Genomic DNA, 18,070 nt, shown 5'->3' on the forward strand with positions numbered 1-18,070 from the left:
TCAGGCCCCCTGCGAACGGCTGAACATCGCCCGCGTGAATAGTGGCCGGTTGCGCACGCGCAGCCAGAAGATGAACGCGACAATCACCGCCACAATAACGTGCAGGCCCACCAGTCCAACCGCGAACGACATCCTGCCTTGCTCGATCCATGCCTGCACGACGTTCAACAGATTGGAATACGTCAGATAGATCAGGACGGCCATCACCAGATTGATCGTGCGGCTGCGCCGCGGGTTCTGGTGCGCAAGCGGAATCGCCAGCAGCATCAGGTTGATCGCGATCAGCGGCAGCCCCGCGCGCCAGGCGAACTCGGCGAGATTGTCGTCGGTGGGGTTACGCAGGAGCGTGAGCGTGGGCAAGCTGGTGGTAGTGGGCGTATTGACGACCGGCTGGCTCTGGATCTTCAGGCCGTAGCGTTCGAACTCCATGATGCGGAAATCGGGGTGGCCCGGTTCGCCGTCATAGCGGCGGCCGTTTTCCAGCACGACAAAGCGGTCGCCGTTCTTATGAGTTTCGGTGTGGCCGGTTTTCGACACGACCACATTGACCTTGCCGTTCTCCGTACTGGTCACGAAGACGTTCTCGACACGCGCCTGGTCGGGCGACATCTTCTCGATGAAGAACACGCGGTGGTTGGTGGTCGACTCGCGGAATTGACCCGGCGCGAGCAGCGAGACTTCGTCGCGCTGCTGGAAACGCGCGCGCAGCAGCTTGTTCTGCTGGTTCGACCACGGCCAGCCGATGAACACGAAGAACATGATGAGAATGATGATCGGCGTAGAAAAAATGGCGATCGGCTTGATGAATTGCGTCAGGCTGACACCGGAGGACAGCCACACGACCATCTCGGAGTCTTTGTACCAGCGTGTCAGGACGAACAGGATCGACACGAACAGGGTCGCGACGAGCATGATCGCCAGGTAGCCGATCACAGTCAGGCCGATCAGGACCAGCACGTCGCGCGGGTCGATCTCGCCCGAGGCCGCGAGGCCGACGATGCGGATCATCATCGTCGTCAGCACGAGCGTGAGGAGAACCATGAACACGGCACCAGCCGTATACGCGAGTTCGCGCTGGAGGGAGCGTTCGAAGATCATTATTGATGATGAGGTGGGGCGCTCTCAGTGACGCACGGATTGGTTCCCGTCACGCCTCCGGTGCAGCCGCCGCGGGAAAAATAGCGGATAATTGCGGCTTTCATCCTAAGCCCAGATTTTATCCGAGGACAAGCGCGATGGACTTTAGCATAAAAGCCTGTGATTGGACCAAAGGCTCGTCAAACGGTTTCCTGACCGGGAAATCCGATTGCATCGTAATCGGCGTGTTCGAGTCGCAAACGCTCTCGGGCGCTGCGCTGGAGATCGACGCGGCCACCAAGGGCCTCCTGACCCGCGTCATCAAGGCCGGCGACATGGACGGCAAGGCCGGCACCACGCTGTTCCTGCACGAAGTCTCAGGCATCGGCGCGTCGCGCGTGCTGCTGGTCGGCCTCGGCAAGCAGGATGCTTTCAGTCAGAAAGCCTACGGCGAAGCCGTGCGGGCCGCCTGGCGCGCACTGCTCGGCACCAAGATCGTCCAGGTCACCTTCACGCTCGCCCAGTTGCCGATCCTCGAGCGCTCGGCCGATTGGGGCGTGCGCGCCGCGATCCTCGCGCTGCGCGAGTTGAGCTACCGCTTCACGCAGATGAAGAGCAAGCCGGACAACGCGCCGCGCGCCCTGAAGCGCATCGTGTTCAGTGTCAACACCGGCGATGAAAAGGCCGCCAAGCTGGCGGCCAAGCAGGGCGCCGCGCTTGCCAACGGCATGGATCTGACGCGCGACCTCGGCAACCTGCCGAGCAACGTCTGCACGCCGACCTATCTTGCCAACACCGCGAAGAAGCTCGCCAAAGACTGGAAGCTGAAAGTCGAAGTGCTCGGCGAAAAGCAGTGTGAAGCCCTGAAGATGGGCTCGTTCCTGTCGGTCACGGCCGGCTCGGTCGAACCGGCCCAGTTCATCGTGCTGCAGTACCAGGGCGGCGCCGCGAAAGCCGCGCCGGTGGTGCTGGTCGGCAAGGGCGTCACGTTCGACACCGGCGGCATTTCGCTGAAGCCGGGCGAAGGCATGGACGAGATGAAGTACGACATGTGCGGCGCCGGTTCGGTGCTGGGCACGTTGCGCGCCGTCGCCGAAATGGGCCTGAAGATCAACGTGGTCGGCATTATCCCGGCCGTCGAGAACATGCCGTCGGCCACCGCCACCAAGCCGGGCGACATCGTCACCAGCATGAAGGGCCTGACGATCGAGGTGCTGAACACGGACGCCGAAGGCCGGCTCATCCTGTGCGACGCGCTGACCTATGCCGAGCGTTTCAAGCCGGCGGCGGTGATCGACATCGCCACGCTCACAGGCGCCTGCATCATCGCGCTGGGTCATCACAACAGCGGTCTGTTCTCGAAAGACGACGCCCTGGCGGGCGAGCTGCTCGATGCCTCGCGTGAAGCGTCCGATCCGGCCTGGCGCCTGCCGCTCGACGACGAGTATCAGGATCAGCTCAAGTCGAACTTCGCGGACCTGGCCAACATCGGCGGCCGTCCGGCGGGCAGCGTGACGGCCGCGTGCTTCCTGTCACGCTTCACTGAAGCTTATCCGTGGGCTCATCTGGACATCGCCGGCACCGCGTGGAAGAGTGGCGCGGCGAAGGGTGCCACCGGCCGCCCGGTGCCCTTGCTCGCGCAGTTCCTGATCGACAGGGCCGCTGACGGTCGCGCTGCACAATGACGCATTGCAGTAAGGTTGCGAGCGTTGCTGTAGACGCAAAGCGGAGCCGCCGATGACGAGAATCGATTTTCACTCGAACGTCGGCGATTCGCTGCTGTATGCGTGCCGCCTGATCCGCAAGGCGTATCAGGCGGGCCAGCCGACCATCGTGCTGGCCGAGCCCGAGCGTCTGCGGGTTTTCGACGAGCAGTTGTGGACCTTCTCGCCCCTCGACTTCGTGCCGCACTGCACGGCGGGTACGTCGCTCGCCGCGCAAACGCCAATCGTGCTGGCGTCGAACCTCGATGATGTGCCGCATCATCAGGTGTTGCTCAATCTCGGCGCCACGGTGCCGGCGCAATTCGCTCGCTTCGAAAGATTGCTGGAAGTGGTCGGTAACGCACACGACGAACTCGCGGCGGGCCGCGAACGCTATCGTTTCTATCGCGATCGCGGCTATGCTTTGAACAACTACAAGCAAGGCAGCTAGGCCCCAGCTACGTCTTATTTGGCCCGCGTCGCGTGGTGTTTTGTCGGATGGATTCGACGCGCGCGCGGCCTGCCTCGGCTTGGACTCAAACACGGAGAGCGCGCGTGTCCGATCCTAACGATAGTTCGATCCCGGTTCTGAATGAGATTCTCGTGCCGGGCAACCCTGCCCAGGCGCGTCAGGCGGAGGGCGGCGCAGCGGCGCCGGCCACCCAGCCACTGGCTGATCCCGCGACTGCGCAAGAACCGGTCCTTACGCCGGAACCCAGGCATGAGCCTGAGGTACTTGCGCCAGAATCCGCGCACGCGCCAAAGGAGCCGACACTCGAGTCGGAGCCCGCGCATGCGTCGGAGGACGCGCATCCGGCCGAGCACGCTCACCCGAAAAAGCGCTCGAGGGCACACCACGCTTCCGATCACCGGCACGGGCATGAGCCGGGCTTTGCGCCGTCAGCGGGCGTCTTCGATCGGGCTGAACCGCATGCGCCGATCGAGGCGGGTACGATCGTGCCGCCGGATATCGCTTACGAAGCACAGCCGCAGCCGAATCTCGATGCCGATGTCATCGCCGAACGTCTGCGTGGACGGTTCGCGGGTTTTCTGACGGGCGAGGGGCGCGGCATCATCGAAGCACGTTGCCGCGACGCGTTGCAGGATCACACGTCCTGGCTCGTCAATCAGATCACGCGCGAAGTGGCGCTGGCGCTGGAGACCGAATTGACCGGCTGGGTCAGGGAAGCGGTCGATCAGGAGATCGCCCGGCGCTCGGGCAGCGCTTGATCGTCGCCGCGGGCGCGCCGTTGTCCGGGCTCTCTCACCGCGTTCATCAAACGGCGTTCAATTGAGTCTTCGTTTAAGTGTGATTATTTGAGCGTCAGCACCCAGCTCGCCAGCGTAGCCGCCTGATCGGGCGTGAGTTGCGTATTCGCGGGCATCGGTACCACGCCCCACACGCCCGTGCTGCCATCCAGAATCTTGTGCTGCAGATAGGTGGCGGCATCTTCGCGGCCGGCATATTTCGAGGCGACGTCATGCAGCGCCGGTCCCATGAATGGACGCGTCACCGAGTGGCAGCTCATGCAGTTTTGCTGCTGGGCAAGCGCGAGGGCGGCGGGCACCTCCGCGTGCGCCGCCGGACTGCCTGCGGCTAACATAGCGCTCAGCACGCTGGCCGCCGCGAGCGCTGCATACGACATTGATTTCATTCTGGTCTCCGTCGGTGCAGGTGCCCGACTCGTGGTGCACGCATTATAAAAGGAAAGGGGCGCACGGTTTCCCGTGCGCCCCTTTGCGCTTTTTCGTAACTCACGCAGCCGATGTGGCGTCGAGCGATGCTACGCGTTAGCCCCGGAGAATCGAGGCGCATCAGCGCAGCGCGTGCTCAATTCCAGCTTAGCCCGTCACTGCGCCCTTGTTGGCCGGCAGCGCCAACGCGGAGTACTTCGCCAGCACGCCACGCGTGTAGCGCGGCTTCGGTTGCTGCCATGCAGCGCGGCGGCGTTCCAGTTCGGCGTCGTCGATGTTCAGTTGCAGCAGCAGCTTGTGCGCGTCGATCGTGATCGAGTCGCCTTCCTGCACGAACGCGATCGTGCCGCCCACGAAGGCTTCCGGCGCGACGTGACCGACCACCATCCCCCACGTGCCGCCCGAGAAGCGGCCGTCGGTGATGAGGCCGACGGTTTCGCCGAGCCCCTTGCCGATGATCGCGGACGTGGGCGCGAGCATTTCCGGCATGCCGGGGCCGCCCTTCGGGCCGAGGTAGCGCAGCACGACCACGTCGCCGGCAACGACCTTGTCGGCCAGAATGGCTTCCAGCGCGCTTTGCTCGTCGTCGAACACGCGGGCCGGGCCGGTGATGACCGGGTTCTTCAGGCCGGTGATCTTGGCGACGGCGCCGTCGACAGCCAGGTTGCCCTTCAAAATCGCCAGATGGCCTTCCTTGTACAGCGCCTGCTCGATCGGGAAAATCACTTGCTGATCGGCGCGCGGCTTGCTCGGCACATCCTTCAGTTCTTCGGCGATCGTCTTGCCGGTGATCGTGATGCAATCGCCGTGCAACATACCTGCGTCGAGCAGAATCTTCATGACTTGCGGAATGCCGCCGGCCTTGTGCAGATCGGTCGCCACGAACTGGCCCGACGGCTTCAGGTTGCAGATCACCGGCACCTTCTTGCGCATGCGCTCGAAGTCTTCGATGGTCCATTCCACCTCGGCCGCGTGGGCGATGGCGAGGAAGTGCAGCACGGCGTTGGTCGAGCCGCCCGTGGCCATGATCACGGCCACAGCGTTCTCGATCGATTTTTTCGTGACGATGTCGCGCGGCTTCAGATCCTTCTTGACCGCTTCGACCAGCACGCGTGCCGATTCGGCTGCCGAGTCGACCTTTTCCTGGTCGGGATTGGCCATCGTCGACGAGTACAGCAGCGACATGCCCATCGCTTCGAACGACGAGCTCATCGTGTTGGCGGTGTACATGCCGCCGCACGAACCCGTGGACGGGCACGCGTTCTTTTCGACCCCTTCAAAATCTTCCTGGGACATCCGGCCGGCCGTGAATTCGCCCACTGCTTCGAACGACGACACGATGGTCAGGTCGGTGCCTTTCCAGTTGCCCGGACGGATCGTGCCGCCATACACGTAGATGCTCGGCACGTTTGCCCGCAGCATGCCGATCATGCCGCCCGGCATGTTCTTGTCGCAGCCGCCGATCACGACCACGCCGTCCATCCACTGGCCTTGCACGCACGTCTCGATACAGTCGGAGATGACTTCGCGCGACACGAGCGAGTACTTCATGCCTTCCGTGCCCATCGACATGCCGTCCGAAATCGTCGGCGTGCCGAAGATCTGCGGATTCGCGTCGGCGCCCTTGACCGCGGCGACCGCCGCGTCGGCCAGACGCTGCAGGCCGGCGTTACACGGCGTGATGGTCGAATGGCCGTTGGCGATGCCGATCATCGGTTTGTCGAAATCTTCTTTCTGATAGCCAAGTGCGTAGTACATCGAGCGGTTCGGCGAACGCGCCACGCCTTGCGTGATGTTCTTCGAACGACGGTTGTATGCCATGGGGAACTCCAATCTGTTTTGTTTTGATCCGTGCTGCGTGTGCGGGGCTCAGGGCTCAGGTACTGCCGCAGAGGCGGCGCGGACGCTGCCAATGCGTTGCCGCCGGCGTCGGCCGATACGGCGGTTCAGGTCAGTTCAGTTTAGTTCCGACGCGTTGCGCAAGGGTGCAGTTTTGCGAAGCGCGTGTCCAATATATTATTCAGGCTCGATTAGGTCGTAAAATGTATTAATCATGCTACCCACGATTCCTGACCTGCGCCAATTACGCTATTTCGTGACCGTCGCCGAAGAAAAGCACTTCGGGCGGGCGGCCGTGCGTCTTTCCATGACGCAGCCGCCGTTGTCGCAGGCGATTCGGGCGCTGGAGGAAACACTTGGCGTCGAGTTGTTCGCACGCACCAAGCGCTCGGTGGAGCTGACCCCGGTAGGCGCTGACCTGTTGCCCGAAGTGCAGCGCCTGCTGGCGAGCGCCGAGGGGTTGAAGCCGCTGGCGCAGAGCCTCGCGCGAGGCGAGGCCGGGGCGCTGTCGCTGGCCTTCGTCTCGACGGCCGATTACGGCCTGCTGCCGTTACTGCTGCGCGATTTCGGCGCGCGTCATCCACGGGTGCGCCTCGAACTGACCGAAGCCACCAGCGACGTGCAGATCGACGAACTGGTGGCCGGGCGCATCGATGCAGGCCTCGTGATCGCGCCGCTACCGTCGCGCCATGCCACCCAGCTCGCGTGGTTGCCGATCGCCCGCGAGCCGCTGGTGATCGCGATGTCGACGGACATGGCCGAGCGGGTGGGCAGCGCCGCCGGCTCGAGGACTGACCCGCGCGCGGAGTGGCTGGACACGCCCATCAGCCTGCGCGACGTCGCCGAAGAGCCGCTCGTGATCTTCCCAAGACGTCTGGCGCCAGGCTTTTATGACATCATTATGGATTGCTACGGCGTGGCGGGCCTGGCGCCCCGGGTCAGCCAGGAGGCGATCCAGATGCAGACGATCGTGAGCCTCGTGTCGGCCGGGATGGGCGTCGCACTGGTGCCGCAATCGTTGCGTAATCTGCGCCGCACGGGTGTCGTGTACCGGCCGCTCTCCGAATCGGTGCCGGCGATCGAGACGGGGCTGGTCTGGCGCACGGCGGAGGTGAGTCCGGTATTGGCCGGTTTCATCGAGATCGTGCGAGCGCACGCGGCCACCATGGAGGCGCAGTTCGTGGCGCCTCGTGTTTAGGCGAGCTTAGGTGAGCCGCTGCCGCGAACGCATTGCAAGCGGAACCGTCCAACGCATGCGCCGCACGATGCGCACAACGCCGGCTGCTACTTGAAACTCGACTAGAAATCCGCTTCTGAACCTGAACTGCCCATAACAACACGATGCTCATTCACCCGAATTTCGACCCCGTTGCCATTCATCTGGGGCCGCTTGCTGTGCGCTGGTATGGACTAATGTACCTCGTTGCGTTCATCGCGGCGATCGTCGTCGGCCGCTTGCGGCTGCGTCTGCCGTACGTCGCCGCGCAAGGCTGGACCGCTAAAGATATCGACGACATGCTGTTTTACGGCGTGCTCGGTACGATCCTCGGCGGCCGGCTCGGCTACGTGCTGTTCTATAAGGCGAGCTTTTACTTCGCGCATCCGCTCGACATTTTCAAGGTGTGGGAAGGCGGCATGTCGTTTCACGGCGGCTTCCTCGGCGTGACGCTGGCGATGGTGCTGTTTGCCTATCAGCGCAAGCGCTCATGGCTGCAGGTCACCGATTTCGTCGCGCCGATGGTGCCGACCGGGCTCGCGGCAGGGCGCCTCGGCAACTTTATCAACGGTGAGTTGTGGGGCCGCGTGACCGATCCGTCAGCGCCCTGGGCGATGCTGTTTCCAGGCGCCGCGCCGGACGACGCCACGTGGCTCACCACCCATCCGCAACTGGCCGCGCAATGGCATCTGAACGAAGTGTTCGCGCAATATCACATGCTGCCGCGTCATCCGTCGGAGTTGTATGAGATTGCGCTGGAAGGCGTGGCGCTGTTCTTCGTGCTGTTCTTCTTTTCGCGCAAACCAAAGCCGTTGGGCGCGATTTCCGCGGTGTTCCTGATCGGCTACGGTCTCGCGCGTTTCACGGTGGAGTTCGCGCGTGAACCGGACGATTTCCTTGGGCTTCTGGCAATGGGTCTCTCGATGGGCCAATGGCTCTCGCTGCCAATGATCCTCGTGGGCATCGGGATACTGGTGTGGTCCTATCGCCGTGCGCGGCGTGAACCGGCGCAGGCGGTCGGCGCGAACTAAGCGCTACGTTTTATCGTAGTGAGCAGCCAACAAAAAAGCCACGGCATGCCGTGGCTTTTTTCTTTACAGCCGTACGTTTAGCGTAAAACGCCTTACTTCATCTGCACCGAGCCCGACACATTGACCGTGACAGTCGACGTGCCGCCTTCGATCGGTACCGGCGCGGATGCCTTCGCATCAGCACCCATTGCACGCGCGCTCATCATCATCATGGGACGCGGCATGACACCGTTGTGTCCGACGTTGACTTCACGAATCGAATAGCCACTGTAGCCGAACGCCTGCGCTGACGAAGCGGCTTGCTCGCGGAACGACTTGATGGCTTCACCGGTGAGCTTCTGTTCCGCGGCACGCTGCGCTTCCGGCGACAGCGAGAACTGCACGTTGCCGACCTGCATGATCGATGCCATCTGACCCGCGAGTTTCGACGCCGCGGCGAAGTCGTGCGATTCGAGCACAACTTCGGTACGGCCGCGCCATGCGGAAATGCGGCCGTCACGATCGGTGGACGGGTAGATAGAGAAGGAACCAGTGCGAGCCGTTACACCGTTCACACCTTTAGCTTTTTGCAGCGCCGCATCGGCGCGCTGATTCAGCGTGGAGGTGAGCACGGACGGATCGCTCGCTTCCTGCTCATAGAACAGCGTGATATCGACGACGTCTTGCGGCACTTCCGAGCTTGCTTGCGCATTCAGCGACAGCACGCCTGCGGGCTGATATTGCGTCACGCCCTGCGCGCGGGCCATGGCCGGCGTCAGCGCGAGCGCGGCCGGCGCGGCGCATATGAGAGCGAGAGCGAGTGCACGTGCGGTATTTTTCGTCATTCTTGGACTCCTTGCTTGAACAGGTTGTGCACGATTGGAGCGAACGCCATGCGATGGCACAACGTTTGCGAGTCCGTTAGGCGCTTGTAACCTGAGCTTGGTTCCCTAATTTGACGTTTGCTGAACGTTTGTGTTCATCAGCGCACAGACATGCGCGTGACACAAGCGGCAACGGGTCACATGCGCGTATGCAACGTCAAACAAGACGTTTGGTGATGAAGCGCCATTCAGCTTCGGTCACTGGTGTGATCGACAGGCGGTTGCCTTTGACGAGCACACGCATGTCCTTCAATTCCTCATGCTCGCGCAGCGCGGCAAGCGGAATCAATGGGATCTTCTTTTTGAACACCACATCGACGAGTAGCCAGCGCGGCGTTTCCTGCGACGACTTCGGGTCGTAGTAGGGGCTCTTCTTATCGAATTGAGTGGGGTCCGGATACGCAGTGGACGATACCTCCGCGAGCCCCGCAATGCCGGGCTCCGGGCAACTCGAGTGATAGAACAGCACACCGTCGCCGACCTGCATCATGTCACGCATGAAGTTGCGCGCCTGATAGTTGCGCACGCCTGTCCACGGCAACGTATGGTGCGGTGCCTGGGAGAGATGGTCGATGCTTGCTTCGTCCGGTTCGGACTTCATTAGCCAGTAGCGCATGAATCGAATTGAACGTTAAAGGTTTGATACAGCAAGAAAAATCGAGGCCCAAAGAAAAACGGCACCGAACCGAAGTCCGATGCCGTTTGAATAAGGTCCCCGCCTTAGCCGCTAGGCCGGCATCCTGAACCGGGGGTTCAGAATTGGTCGCAGTTAGCAGCACTTCGGGTACATCAGACAGAGTGACGCGCACACCCGTGCTACAAATTTCCACAACCGTGCACATGGCATTGGTTCAAGGAATATATGACCTTGGCGAACCAGGCAGGGAAGTCAAACCGATTGAATTCAAAACGTTTGCATGAATCTTTGCTCACGCACCTCGCTTGAATCCGCAACCGATCTCAGGACCGGCTGCAAGATACTTTCTACATGCTGTACTGCTGAATCACAGTACCCAGTTGCTCGTTCATTTGGTGCATTGTACGCCGGATTTCTTCAGCGGGAAATGCTTCTCCGTGTCGCACGCTGCTTTGCAGCCTAAGCAGTTCTGATGCCAGCGACAGCGCGGCCATGACGGCAATGCGATCCGTGCCGCGCACGTTGCTGCTATTGCGGATCTTCGACATCTCGGCGTCGACGCGGGCAACCGCTTCAAGCAGCGCGCCTTCAGTTTCCGGCGAGCAGGCGAGACGATAGGGCACGCCGAGAATCGATACTTCGATCTGCTTGGTGGTCATGCATTTTCTCCATGGCGGGTGACGTCGCTCTCCGCTTCTTCCTCATGCGGCGCGGCCTCGAGCAGATCGAGCTGATTATCAGGCTCGCTGTGCGCGCGAGCCCGCGGCAATTTTTCAAGGATCGCGTTGAGGCGCACCTGCGCGTCGTCGATCTTTGCCGACAGCGCGTCGCGTTCAGCCTGCAACGCATCGCGCTCCTCGCGCATCAGCGCGAGTTCCGTGCGCGTGGCCTCTGCTTCGGCACGCGTTTGGGCGAGCTGATCTTCGAGCGCGAGCCGCGCTTCATTGTGGCGTTGGCTGATCGTGATCAGCTTGCCGATATTCTGTGAAAGTGTTTCGAGTTCGGTGAGCATCTGCTGCGTCCTCTAAAGACATCGCATTTTAGCGCGGAATGTCGCAGGTTCCGACAATTGTCTCGTTTCGAGACGTAACAACATCGCTTTGTGCCGGCTTTTATCGACCATATGATGAAAAACAACTCGTGCATCGGACAATAACCTGCACTTAACAGAACAGTTTGCGCACGGATTAACCATTCTTGACGGACCTGAAGGCCGCTCCTAAACTGGCCGCACTTTGGTGCCCGCGCGCGCTTTTCACAGTGTGCGTAGTTAAACGGAAAGCAGGGCGCGCGCTTCGCCTGAACGCGCCAACCTGCGCTGCCCCCGCAACGGTAAGCGACCGCATTCGTCATGCAGGTCGATCCTGATCGCGTGTTTGAAGCCGAACACGCGAGTGTGCCACTGCGCGTCACGCGTGGGAAGGCGGGATCGATGTGTCGCCAGCCCGGATACCGGCCAGAGGGAGAGGCTCGTTCCCGCGCAAACGTAAAACAACGCGGGCGCCTCGTTACGCATCGGCCCGCGGGGAAGCGGGCCGCGCACGCTATCCACAGGAATGTCATCCCATGCTGTCCCTTATCGCTCGCGCGGCGTTGCTCGCCTTTGCGAGCCTGCCGCTCGTCGTGCATGCTCAAGCATCTTCTTCGTCCTCGTCCTCGTCTTCATCTTCTTCTGCCGATACGGGGGCGAGCGGTTCGTCACCTGCGGTGTTGTCGCCCGTTGTCGTGACCGCGGAGCGTGGGCCGCAACCGCTCGCCGATGCGATCCCACAGACCACACTGTTCGATCAGCAGGACATTGCCGACACGACCGCGACCGATTTGCCCGGCCTGCTGCAACTCGCGCCCGGGGCGCAAATTTCGCGCACCGGTGGCCCGGGTTCCACGACAAGCCTGTTTCTGCGCGGCGCATCGTCGACGCAATCACTTTTACTGATCGACGGCGTGCGAGTCGACTCCGTGAGCCTGGGTGCGCCGCAACTCGCGCAGATTCCGCTCGACCAGATCGATCACGTCGAAGTGGTGAATGGCAACGTGTCCGCGCTTTACGGCTCGGGCGCAATTGGCGGCGTGGTGCAGGTGTTCACCAAAGACGGCGGCGACCATCCGCCGCGCTTCAGTTTTTCGTTGGGCTATGGCAGCTATCACACGCAGACGCAGCAAGCCGGTGTGAACGGCGCGCTGGATAAAGACGGCAACACCACCTTCAGCATTTCGCTCGCGCGTTCGAAAGACGACGGCTTCTCCTCGCTCAATCCGTCCCAGGCGCCCAACTCGAATCCGAACGCGAACGGCTATCTGAACGAAAGTATCTCGGCTTCGCTGCGCCACAAGTTCAGCGACAAGTGGGACGCGGGCGTCACCTATTTCCAGTCGAACGGCAATAGCAGCTACGACAACGCGTACGGTGTGCCGACCGATCTGAACAATCTCTACAGCAAAGTGCGCCAGGTGTCGGTGTTCGCGAACGGCAAACTGACCGACTGGTGGACCACGCACTTCATCGTTTCCGAAGGCGACGACCGCAGCGTGTCGAATACCAACGGCGTCTACAACGGCCGCTTCGATACCGACAATCGCCAGTACACGTGGCAGAACGATTTCGCGCTTGCCGCGCAGCAGAAACTGCAGGTCGGCTATGAGCATCTGGATCAGAGCCTCGACTCGGATACGTTCGCCGCGCCCGACCGGCATGTGGATTCGGGCTTTGTCGGCTATACAGGGCGCTTTGGGCGCAATCAGATTCAGGCCAATGTGCGACGCGATCAGTATTCCGATTTCGGCGGGGCAAACAGTTACTATCTCGGCTACGGTTTCGACATCACCGAGCGTTGGAAGGCGACTGCAAGCTATTCGGATTCGTTCCGCGCGCCGAGCTTCGACGATCTGTACTATCCGTTCAGCGGCAATCCGTCGATCCAGCCGGAGCGCAGCCATTCGATCGAAGCCGCGTTGCAGTACGCGTCGAACGCGCTTGGCGTGATGCGTCTGAGCGCGTTCCAGACGCGTTATTCGAATCTGATCGACTACGAGCAGGTTACGCCCGGCATCTATCTGGCCGAGAACGTCGGCCATGCGAAGGTGCAGGGACTCGAAGGTTCGTGGAGCGGGCATGTGGGCAAGACGGATGTGCGCGCATCGGTAACGCTGCAGAATCCTGTCGACCTCGATAGCGATACCGATCTTGTGCGGCGTGCAAGGCGCTTCGCGTCGCTGACGGTGAATCGCAGCATTGCCGGGTGGCGCGTCGGCGGCGAGTGGATCGTCAGCGGCGCCCGTGAAGATAGCAGCGGCACGCTGGGCGGCTACGGCGCGGTGAATCTGTCGGCGCGCTACAACATCACGAAGGCGTGGTACGTCGCCGCGCAGATCCAGAACCTGTTGAACAAGGACTATGAAACGGCCTACTCGTATAACTCGCCGCGGCGCGGTGCGTATGTCACGGTCGGCTGGCAGCAGCAGTGACGAACGTACCTGCATGAGAACGCGCCGATGAACCGTGGTTCGAGCCCGATGCCCACAACCATGTTGCGCGTGATGAGCGCGAAGCGCGCGGCCGCGATCTGGCTCGCGCTCGCGGCGATCGCGCTGGTCGTGCTGATGGCGTCGCTCGCGCTGGGCAGCGTGTCGCTCGCGCCAGCGCGCGTGTTGGCGGCGTTGCTGCCGTCGCACGCGTCGCACGCGGAGTCCGGCGATCTTGCCGGTGAGATCGTGCGCACGCTGCGATTGCCGCGCGCGCTGGCCGGCTTCGCGTGCGGCGCGTTGCTTGCGCTGGCCGGTGCGCTGCTGCAAGTGCTATTGCGCAATCCGCTGGCCGAACCCTACATATTAGGCGTGTCGGGCGGCGCGGCGACGTTCGCGCTGGTGGCGATGATCGCCGGTTGTGCGTGGTGGATCGTCGACGCCAGCGCGTTTGCCGGCGCCTTCGTGTCGATCTTGCTGGTACTCGGCCTCGCACGCCGCGAGTTGTGGCGGGGCGAGCCGCAGGATACGTCGCCGCGTTTGCTGCTGACCGGCGCGGTGATCGCAGCCGGCTGGGGCGCCCTCATTACTCTGTTGCTCAACCTTGCGCCGGACAATCGGCTGCGCGGCATGCTGTTCTGGCTGACCGGCGATCTGAACGGCGGCACGATGCCATGGACGGCGCTCGCCGCGCTCGTCGTCGTGCTGGTGGCGATTGTGCCCGTTGCGCCGCGCCTGAATGTGCTGCTGCGGGGCGACGCCGCCGCGCAGGCGCTCGGTGTTGCGGTGATGCCGCTGCGCTTGCGCGTGTATCTGGTGGCGTCGCTGGCGGCCGCCGCGGCGGTGACCACGGCGGGCACGATCGGTTTTGTCGGGCTCGTCGTGCCGCACATGCTGCGGCTCGCGTTCGGCAACGATCAGCGCATGCTGCTGCCGGCAGCGGCGCTCGGTGGCGGTGTCGCGGTGATGGGCGCGGACCTGATTGCACGTACTGTGATCGCACCGGCGCAATTGCCGGTCGGCGTGATCACGTCGATCGTCGGCGTGCCCGTGTTTCTGTGGATGCTGTTGCGCAGGCGCCGATGATGAACGCACACACCGCCCCGCATTCGGCGCTTAGCGCGCAACGCCTGACTTTGCGTGCGGGCATGCGCACCTTGCTCGACGCGTTCACGCATACGTTCTACGCAGGCGAGATCTGGTGCGTCGCGGGTCCCAACGGCGCGGGCAAGACGACCTTGCTATCCACGCTCGCCGGTCTGGCGCAGCCGTCGGCGGGTCATGTCGAACTCGACGGGGTGCGTCTCGCCGACTGGCAGCCATTGCCGCTTGCGCAGCGTCGCGCGCTGATGCCGCAAAGCGCTGCGGACGCCTTCAGCGCAAGTGTGCTCGACATCGTGATGCTGAACCGCTTTCCGCATTTGACCGGCTGGGGTTGGGACGGCGAGGCCGATCGCGCGGCCGCGCATGCCGCGCTGGACGTTTTGGGCCTCGCCGCATTCGCTGCGCGCGACGTGCTGTCGCTTTCGGGCGGCGAACGTCAACGCGTTGCTCTCGCGGCGGTGTTGTGCCAGGAAGCACCGTTGTTGCTGCTCGACGAACCGCTCTCGCATCTGGATCTGCACCACCAGATCGACTGTCTCGAAGCGCTGACCGCCTGGACGCACGAACCTCGGCGTACAGTGATGTTTTCGTGCCACGACCTGAACCTCGCGCGCCGCTTCGCGACGCATGCGCTGCTGCTAGACGGCAACGGCGGCGCGTATGCTGGACCGGTGCACGACGTGCTGACGCCCACGCTGACGAGCCGTGCGTTCGGCTATCCGTTGATTCTGATTCGCGACGGCGAGCATGAGGCGCTGATTCCCGCGCCGCGCTCGCGTCACGAATCGGCTGCGGCGCATGACACGCCGGCAGGCTAAGCGCTTTATAAAAACACTCTCTTTTTTAGAAACGTCTATGACTTCTTTGCCAGGTTTGCCGGGATTGACCGAAGTCGAACCGCTCGATCAAACGCTGCGTGCCGAACTCCAGCACATCATCGATACCAAGACCAAGCCGCCCGGCAGTCTTGGGCGGCTGGAAACGCTCGCGCGCCAGATGGGGCTGATCCAGCGTACGAGGCACCCCACGGTCGAACGTCCGGCGATGATCGTGTTCGCCGGTGACCACGGTATTGCGCAGGAAGGCGTGAGTCCGTACCCGCAAGCGGTGACCGCGCAAATGGTCGCTAACTTTCTCACGGGCGGCGCGGCGATTAATGCCTTGAGCCGCGTCTCCGGCGTCGAGCTCGAAGTGGTCAACTCAGGCATTGCGACGCCGCTGCCGTCAACAGACGGTCTCATCAACATTCCGGTTGCGGCCGGCACGCGCAACTTCGCGCACGAACCCGCCATGACGCACGAACAGGCGCTGGCCGCGATGCAGGCGGGTGCGGCTCGCGTGCGGCATCACGCGGCGCTCGGCACCAATGTGATCGGTTTCGGCGAAATGGGCATTGCGAATACGTCGTCGGCCGCGTGTCTGATGAGCCGCTTGTGCGGCGTTCCGATCGACGAATGCGTCGGCCGCGGGACCGGTCTCGACAACGCGGGGCTTGCAAAAAAGCGCAACGTACTCGCCTCTGCGGTCGCGCATCACGCTGCTTCTACCGATCCGCTCAACGTGCTCGCCATCTTCGGCGGCTTCGAAATCGCCATGATGGTGGGTGCATATCTCGCTGCCGCGCAAGCGCGCATGACGATCCTCGTCGACGGTTTCATCGCGACCTCGGCGTTGTTGGTGGCCGATGCGTTGGCGCCGAACGTCCGTGAGTATTGTGTGTTCGCGCATGCGTCGAATGAGGCGGGGCATCGGCGCATGCTCGATCATTTCGGCGCGCTGCCCTTGCTTTCGCTCGATATGCGTCTCGGCGAAGGCACCGGCGCGGTACTCGCGGTGCCGCTGCTGCGCGCGGCGGTAGCGTTCGTGAACGAAATGGCCAGCTTCGAATCGGCCGGTGTCGCAAATCGCGATGCGTGATCCGTTATACAAAGCGCGGTTGTGCGACGTGCAGTCATACAGAAGCGTGCGTCCGGCTTACTCATGAATCCGCTCGCTGAACTCCGTTATTTCTTCACGGCACTCGGCTATTTCACGCGCGTGCCTGTGCCGCGCTGGGTCGGCCATGAGCCGCACTATCTGAATGCGGCGGCGCGTTATTTCCCGCTCGTCGGTCTATTGGTCGGTGGATTGAGCGCGCTGGTTTATCTCGCGGCGTTGCATGTCTTTCCAGCGGGCGTGGCGGTGCTCCTGTCGATGGCGGTGTCGCTTCTCGTCACCGGCGCATTTCACGAGGACGGACTTGCCGATTGCGTCGATGCGTTCGGTGGCGCCTATACGCGCGAGGACGCATTGCGCATCATGCATGATTCGCGCATCGGCGCCTTCGGCGCCATCGCGCTCGTGATTGCGCTGGCACTGAAGTGGCAAACGCTCACCACGTTGCCGCCGATGCGCGCCGCAAGTCTGATGATTGCAGCGCATGCCGCGAGCCGCATGTTTGCCATCAGCTATCTGGCCACACTCGACTACGTGCGCGCCGAAGGCAAAGCCAAACCGGTTGCGCAGCGCCTGAGCGGCCCCGCGATGTTCTGCGCAGCGGTGTTCGGTCTGCCGTTGTTGCTCTGGCCGAACTTGCTGGATTCGCCGAATTGGCGCTTCGCCTGCGTGATGCTTGCCGTACTGGTAGCACTGCGCTTTGCATTGGGCCGCTATTTCATCAGACGCATTGGTGGTTACACCGGCGACTGCCTCGGCTTCGCGCAACAGATCTTTGAACTGAGCATCTACCTCGTGGGGCTCGCATGGATATCGTCCTGATCCGTCATCCTGCCGTCGCGCTCGATTCAGGGGTGTGCTACGGCCACAGCGACGTGGCGCTCGCCGAAGACGTCGAGACATCGGCGAGTGCCCTTGCGCTGAAACTGGCGACCTTGCAGATACCGCCACCGCGTGTGCTGATGTCGAGTCCGTTGACGCGTTGCGCGACATTGGCCGCGGTCATGGCGAACGATTTCGGTTGCGCGCTCAGTCACGACGATCGTCTGAAGGAAATGAATTTCGGCGATTGGGAGGAGCAGCGTTGGGACGCGATCGATCGCGACCTGCTCGACGCCTGGGCGGCTAACTTCGAGCATGCGCGGGCGCATGGCGGCGAGAGCGTCGCGCAATTCGTCACGCGGGTGCGGGCGTGGTTCGACGCGTTTGCGCAGACGCGCGAGTTGTCGCCCGCATACGTAGTCACGCATGCCGGCGTCATGCGGGTGATCGCTTCGCTGGTGTTGGAGGTGCCGGTGGAAAGCTGTCTGCGCTGGTCGTTGGAGATGGCGGGGATTGTCTGGCTGCGCAGGGATGACGAGACGCAGCAGTGGTCGTTGGTGAGATGGAATGTGTGAGGGAAGGGGCTTGGACCCTGCAGTCCCCCGAATTGCGTTAGTCCAGTCCTATTCGTGACACTTTTCTAGGAAATTTGTCGTGAAAACAGAAATCGTGACACTTTGAATTGC

The 18,070-nt window shown here is 62.5% G+C and carries 18 protein-coding genes, 1 other RNA gene and 1 riboswitch; of the genes, 11 read left to right on the plus strand and 8 right to left on the minus strand.

What is annotated here, in order from left to right; translation table 11 throughout:
* The gene (lptF, locus tag PQQ86_RS03780; RefSeq protein ID WP_408265008.1) at nucleotides 1-1,098 is read right to left on the minus strand and encodes an LPS export ABC transporter permease LptF; all 1,098 of its coding nucleotides are present in this window, start codon (nucleotides 1,096-1,098) and stop codon (nucleotides 1-3) included.
* A gap of 137 nt (nucleotides 1,099-1,235) precedes the next feature.
* On the opposite strand from lptF, the gene PQQ86_RS03785 reads away from it, so the two are divergent.
* From PQQ86_RS03785 to PQQ86_RS03795, 3 genes are all read left to right on the plus strand, one after another.
* Nucleotides 1,236-2,762 (plus strand): leucyl aminopeptidase, encoded by a 1,527-nt coding sequence (locus PQQ86_RS03785; protein WP_175052656.1) that lies wholly within the window; start codon nucleotides 1,236-1,238, stop codon nucleotides 2,760-2,762.
* A gap of 52 nt (nucleotides 2,763-2,814) precedes the next feature.
* The gene (locus tag PQQ86_RS03790) at nucleotides 2,815-3,231 is read left to right on the plus strand and encodes a DNA polymerase III subunit chi (protein ID WP_408265009.1); all 417 of its coding nucleotides are present in this window, start codon (nucleotides 2,815-2,817) and stop codon (nucleotides 3,229-3,231) included.
* A gap of 104 nt (nucleotides 3,232-3,335) precedes the next feature.
* Nucleotides 3,336-4,010 (plus strand): DUF2486 family protein, encoded by a 675-nt coding sequence (locus PQQ86_RS03795; RefSeq protein ID WP_408265010.1) that lies wholly within the window; start codon nucleotides 3,336-3,338, stop codon nucleotides 4,008-4,010.
* A gap of 83 nt (nucleotides 4,011-4,093) precedes the next feature.
* On the opposite strand, the gene PQQ86_RS03800 is transcribed toward PQQ86_RS03795, so the two are convergent.
* Entirely contained in the window at nucleotides 4,094-4,435 is a 342-nt protein-coding gene (locus PQQ86_RS03800; RefSeq protein ID WP_408265011.1) for a c-type cytochrome, read from the minus strand.
* Nucleotides 4,436-4,622: 187 nt separating this feature from the next.
* Complete coding sequence (gene ilvD, locus PQQ86_RS03805; protein ID WP_408265012.1) at nucleotides 4,623-6,296, minus strand: dihydroxy-acid dehydratase; 1,674 nt, start codon at nucleotides 6,294-6,296, stop codon at nucleotides 4,623-4,625.
* 232 nt (nucleotides 6,297-6,528) lie between these two features.
* Between ilvD and PQQ86_RS03810 the strand changes: the two genes are divergently transcribed.
* Together PQQ86_RS03810 and lgt are read left to right on the plus strand one after the other, a co-directional pair.
* Nucleotides 6,529-7,512, plus strand: coding sequence for a LysR family transcriptional regulator (locus tag PQQ86_RS03810; protein WP_408265013.1), 984 nt, complete (start codon nucleotides 6,529-6,531; stop codon nucleotides 7,510-7,512).
* Between the two features lie 143 nt (nucleotides 7,513-7,655).
* A complete protein-coding gene (gene lgt / locus PQQ86_RS03815) occupies nucleotides 7,656-8,561 on the plus strand; it encodes a prolipoprotein diacylglyceryl transferase (protein WP_408265014.1) in 906 nt (301 codons plus the stop codon).
* A 92-nt stretch (nucleotides 8,562-8,653) separates the two neighbouring features.
* Here the strand turns inward: lgt and PQQ86_RS03820 are convergent, their stop codons facing one another.
* The 5 genes from PQQ86_RS03820 to PQQ86_RS03840 all read right to left on the minus strand — a co-directional run bounded on the left by PQQ86_RS03820 (nucleotide 8,654) and on the right by PQQ86_RS03840 (nucleotide 11,073).
* On the minus strand, nucleotides 8,654-9,385 hold the full coding sequence (locus PQQ86_RS03820) for an SIMPL domain-containing protein (RefSeq protein ID WP_408265015.1): 732 nt from the start codon (nucleotides 9,383-9,385) through the stop codon (nucleotides 8,654-8,656).
* A 196-nt stretch (nucleotides 9,386-9,581) separates the two neighbouring features.
* Nucleotides 9,582-10,040, minus strand: a complete 459-nt coding sequence (locus PQQ86_RS03825; protein ID WP_408265016.1) for an EVE domain-containing protein — start codon at nucleotides 10,038-10,040, stop codon at nucleotides 9,582-9,584.
* Nucleotides 10,041-10,132: 92 nt separating this feature from the next.
* A non-coding RNA gene (ssrS, locus tag PQQ86_RS03830) (6S RNA) lies at nucleotides 10,133-10,314 on the minus strand.
* 94 nt (nucleotides 10,315-10,408) lie between these two features.
* Nucleotides 10,409-10,720 (minus strand): cell division protein ZapA, encoded by a 312-nt coding sequence (locus PQQ86_RS03835; protein ID WP_200618763.1) that lies wholly within the window; start codon nucleotides 10,718-10,720, stop codon nucleotides 10,409-10,411.
* The gene (locus PQQ86_RS03840) at nucleotides 10,717-11,073 is read right to left on the minus strand and encodes a hypothetical protein (RefSeq protein ID WP_054035121.1); all 357 of its coding nucleotides are present in this window, start codon (nucleotides 11,071-11,073) and stop codon (nucleotides 10,717-10,719) included. The genes PQQ86_RS03835 and PQQ86_RS03840 overlap by 4 nt, the downstream gene beginning before the upstream one ends.
* A 207-nt stretch (nucleotides 11,074-11,280) precedes the next feature.
* Nucleotides 11,281-11,536, plus strand: a riboswitch (cobalamin riboswitch).
* Nucleotides 11,537-11,627: 91 nt separating this feature from the next.
* Between PQQ86_RS03840 and PQQ86_RS03845 the strand changes: the two genes are divergently transcribed.
* The 6 genes from PQQ86_RS03845 to cobC all read left to right on the plus strand — a co-directional run bounded on the left by PQQ86_RS03845 (nucleotide 11,628) and on the right by cobC (nucleotide 17,959).
* Nucleotides 11,628-13,526: a TonB-dependent receptor domain-containing protein gene (locus PQQ86_RS03845; protein ID WP_408265017.1), complete on the plus strand. Its 1,899-nt coding sequence runs from the start codon at nucleotides 11,628-11,630 to the stop codon at nucleotides 13,524-13,526.
* 27 nt (nucleotides 13,527-13,553) lie between these two features.
* On the plus strand, nucleotides 13,554-14,609 hold the full coding sequence (locus tag PQQ86_RS03850; protein WP_408265018.1) for a FecCD family ABC transporter permease: 1,056 nt from the start codon (nucleotides 13,554-13,556) through the stop codon (nucleotides 14,607-14,609).
* Nucleotides 14,606-15,445 carry an ABC transporter ATP-binding protein gene (locus PQQ86_RS03855; RefSeq protein WP_408265019.1) on the plus strand — a complete coding sequence of 280 codons (840 nt, stop codon included), beginning with the start codon at nucleotides 14,606-14,608 and terminating at the stop codon, nucleotides 15,443-15,445. The genes PQQ86_RS03850 and PQQ86_RS03855 overlap by 4 nt, the downstream gene beginning before the upstream one ends.
* 37 nt (nucleotides 15,446-15,482) lie before the next feature.
* On the plus strand, nucleotides 15,483-16,544 hold the full coding sequence (gene cobT, locus PQQ86_RS03860) for a nicotinate-nucleotide--dimethylbenzimidazole phosphoribosyltransferase (RefSeq protein WP_408265020.1): 1,062 nt from the start codon (nucleotides 15,483-15,485) through the stop codon (nucleotides 16,542-16,544).
* A 63-nt stretch (nucleotides 16,545-16,607) separates the two neighbouring features.
* Nucleotides 16,608-17,384, plus strand: coding sequence for an adenosylcobinamide-GDP ribazoletransferase (locus PQQ86_RS03865; protein ID WP_408265021.1), 777 nt, complete (start codon nucleotides 16,608-16,610; stop codon nucleotides 17,382-17,384).
* Nucleotides 17,369-17,959: an alpha-ribazole phosphatase gene (cobC, locus tag PQQ86_RS03870; protein WP_408202244.1), complete on the plus strand. Its 591-nt coding sequence runs from the start codon at nucleotides 17,369-17,371 to the stop codon at nucleotides 17,957-17,959. Before PQQ86_RS03865 ends, cobC begins: the two co-directional genes overlap by 16 nt.
* The last annotated feature ends 111 nt before the right edge of the window (nucleotides 17,960-18,070 follow it).

Origin of the sequence: Paraburkholderia sediminicola (genome assembly GCF_046026675.1) — a bacterium.
GTDB classification, from domain to species: Bacteria; Pseudomonadota; Gammaproteobacteria; order Burkholderiales; family Burkholderiaceae; genus Paraburkholderia; species Paraburkholderia sediminicola_F.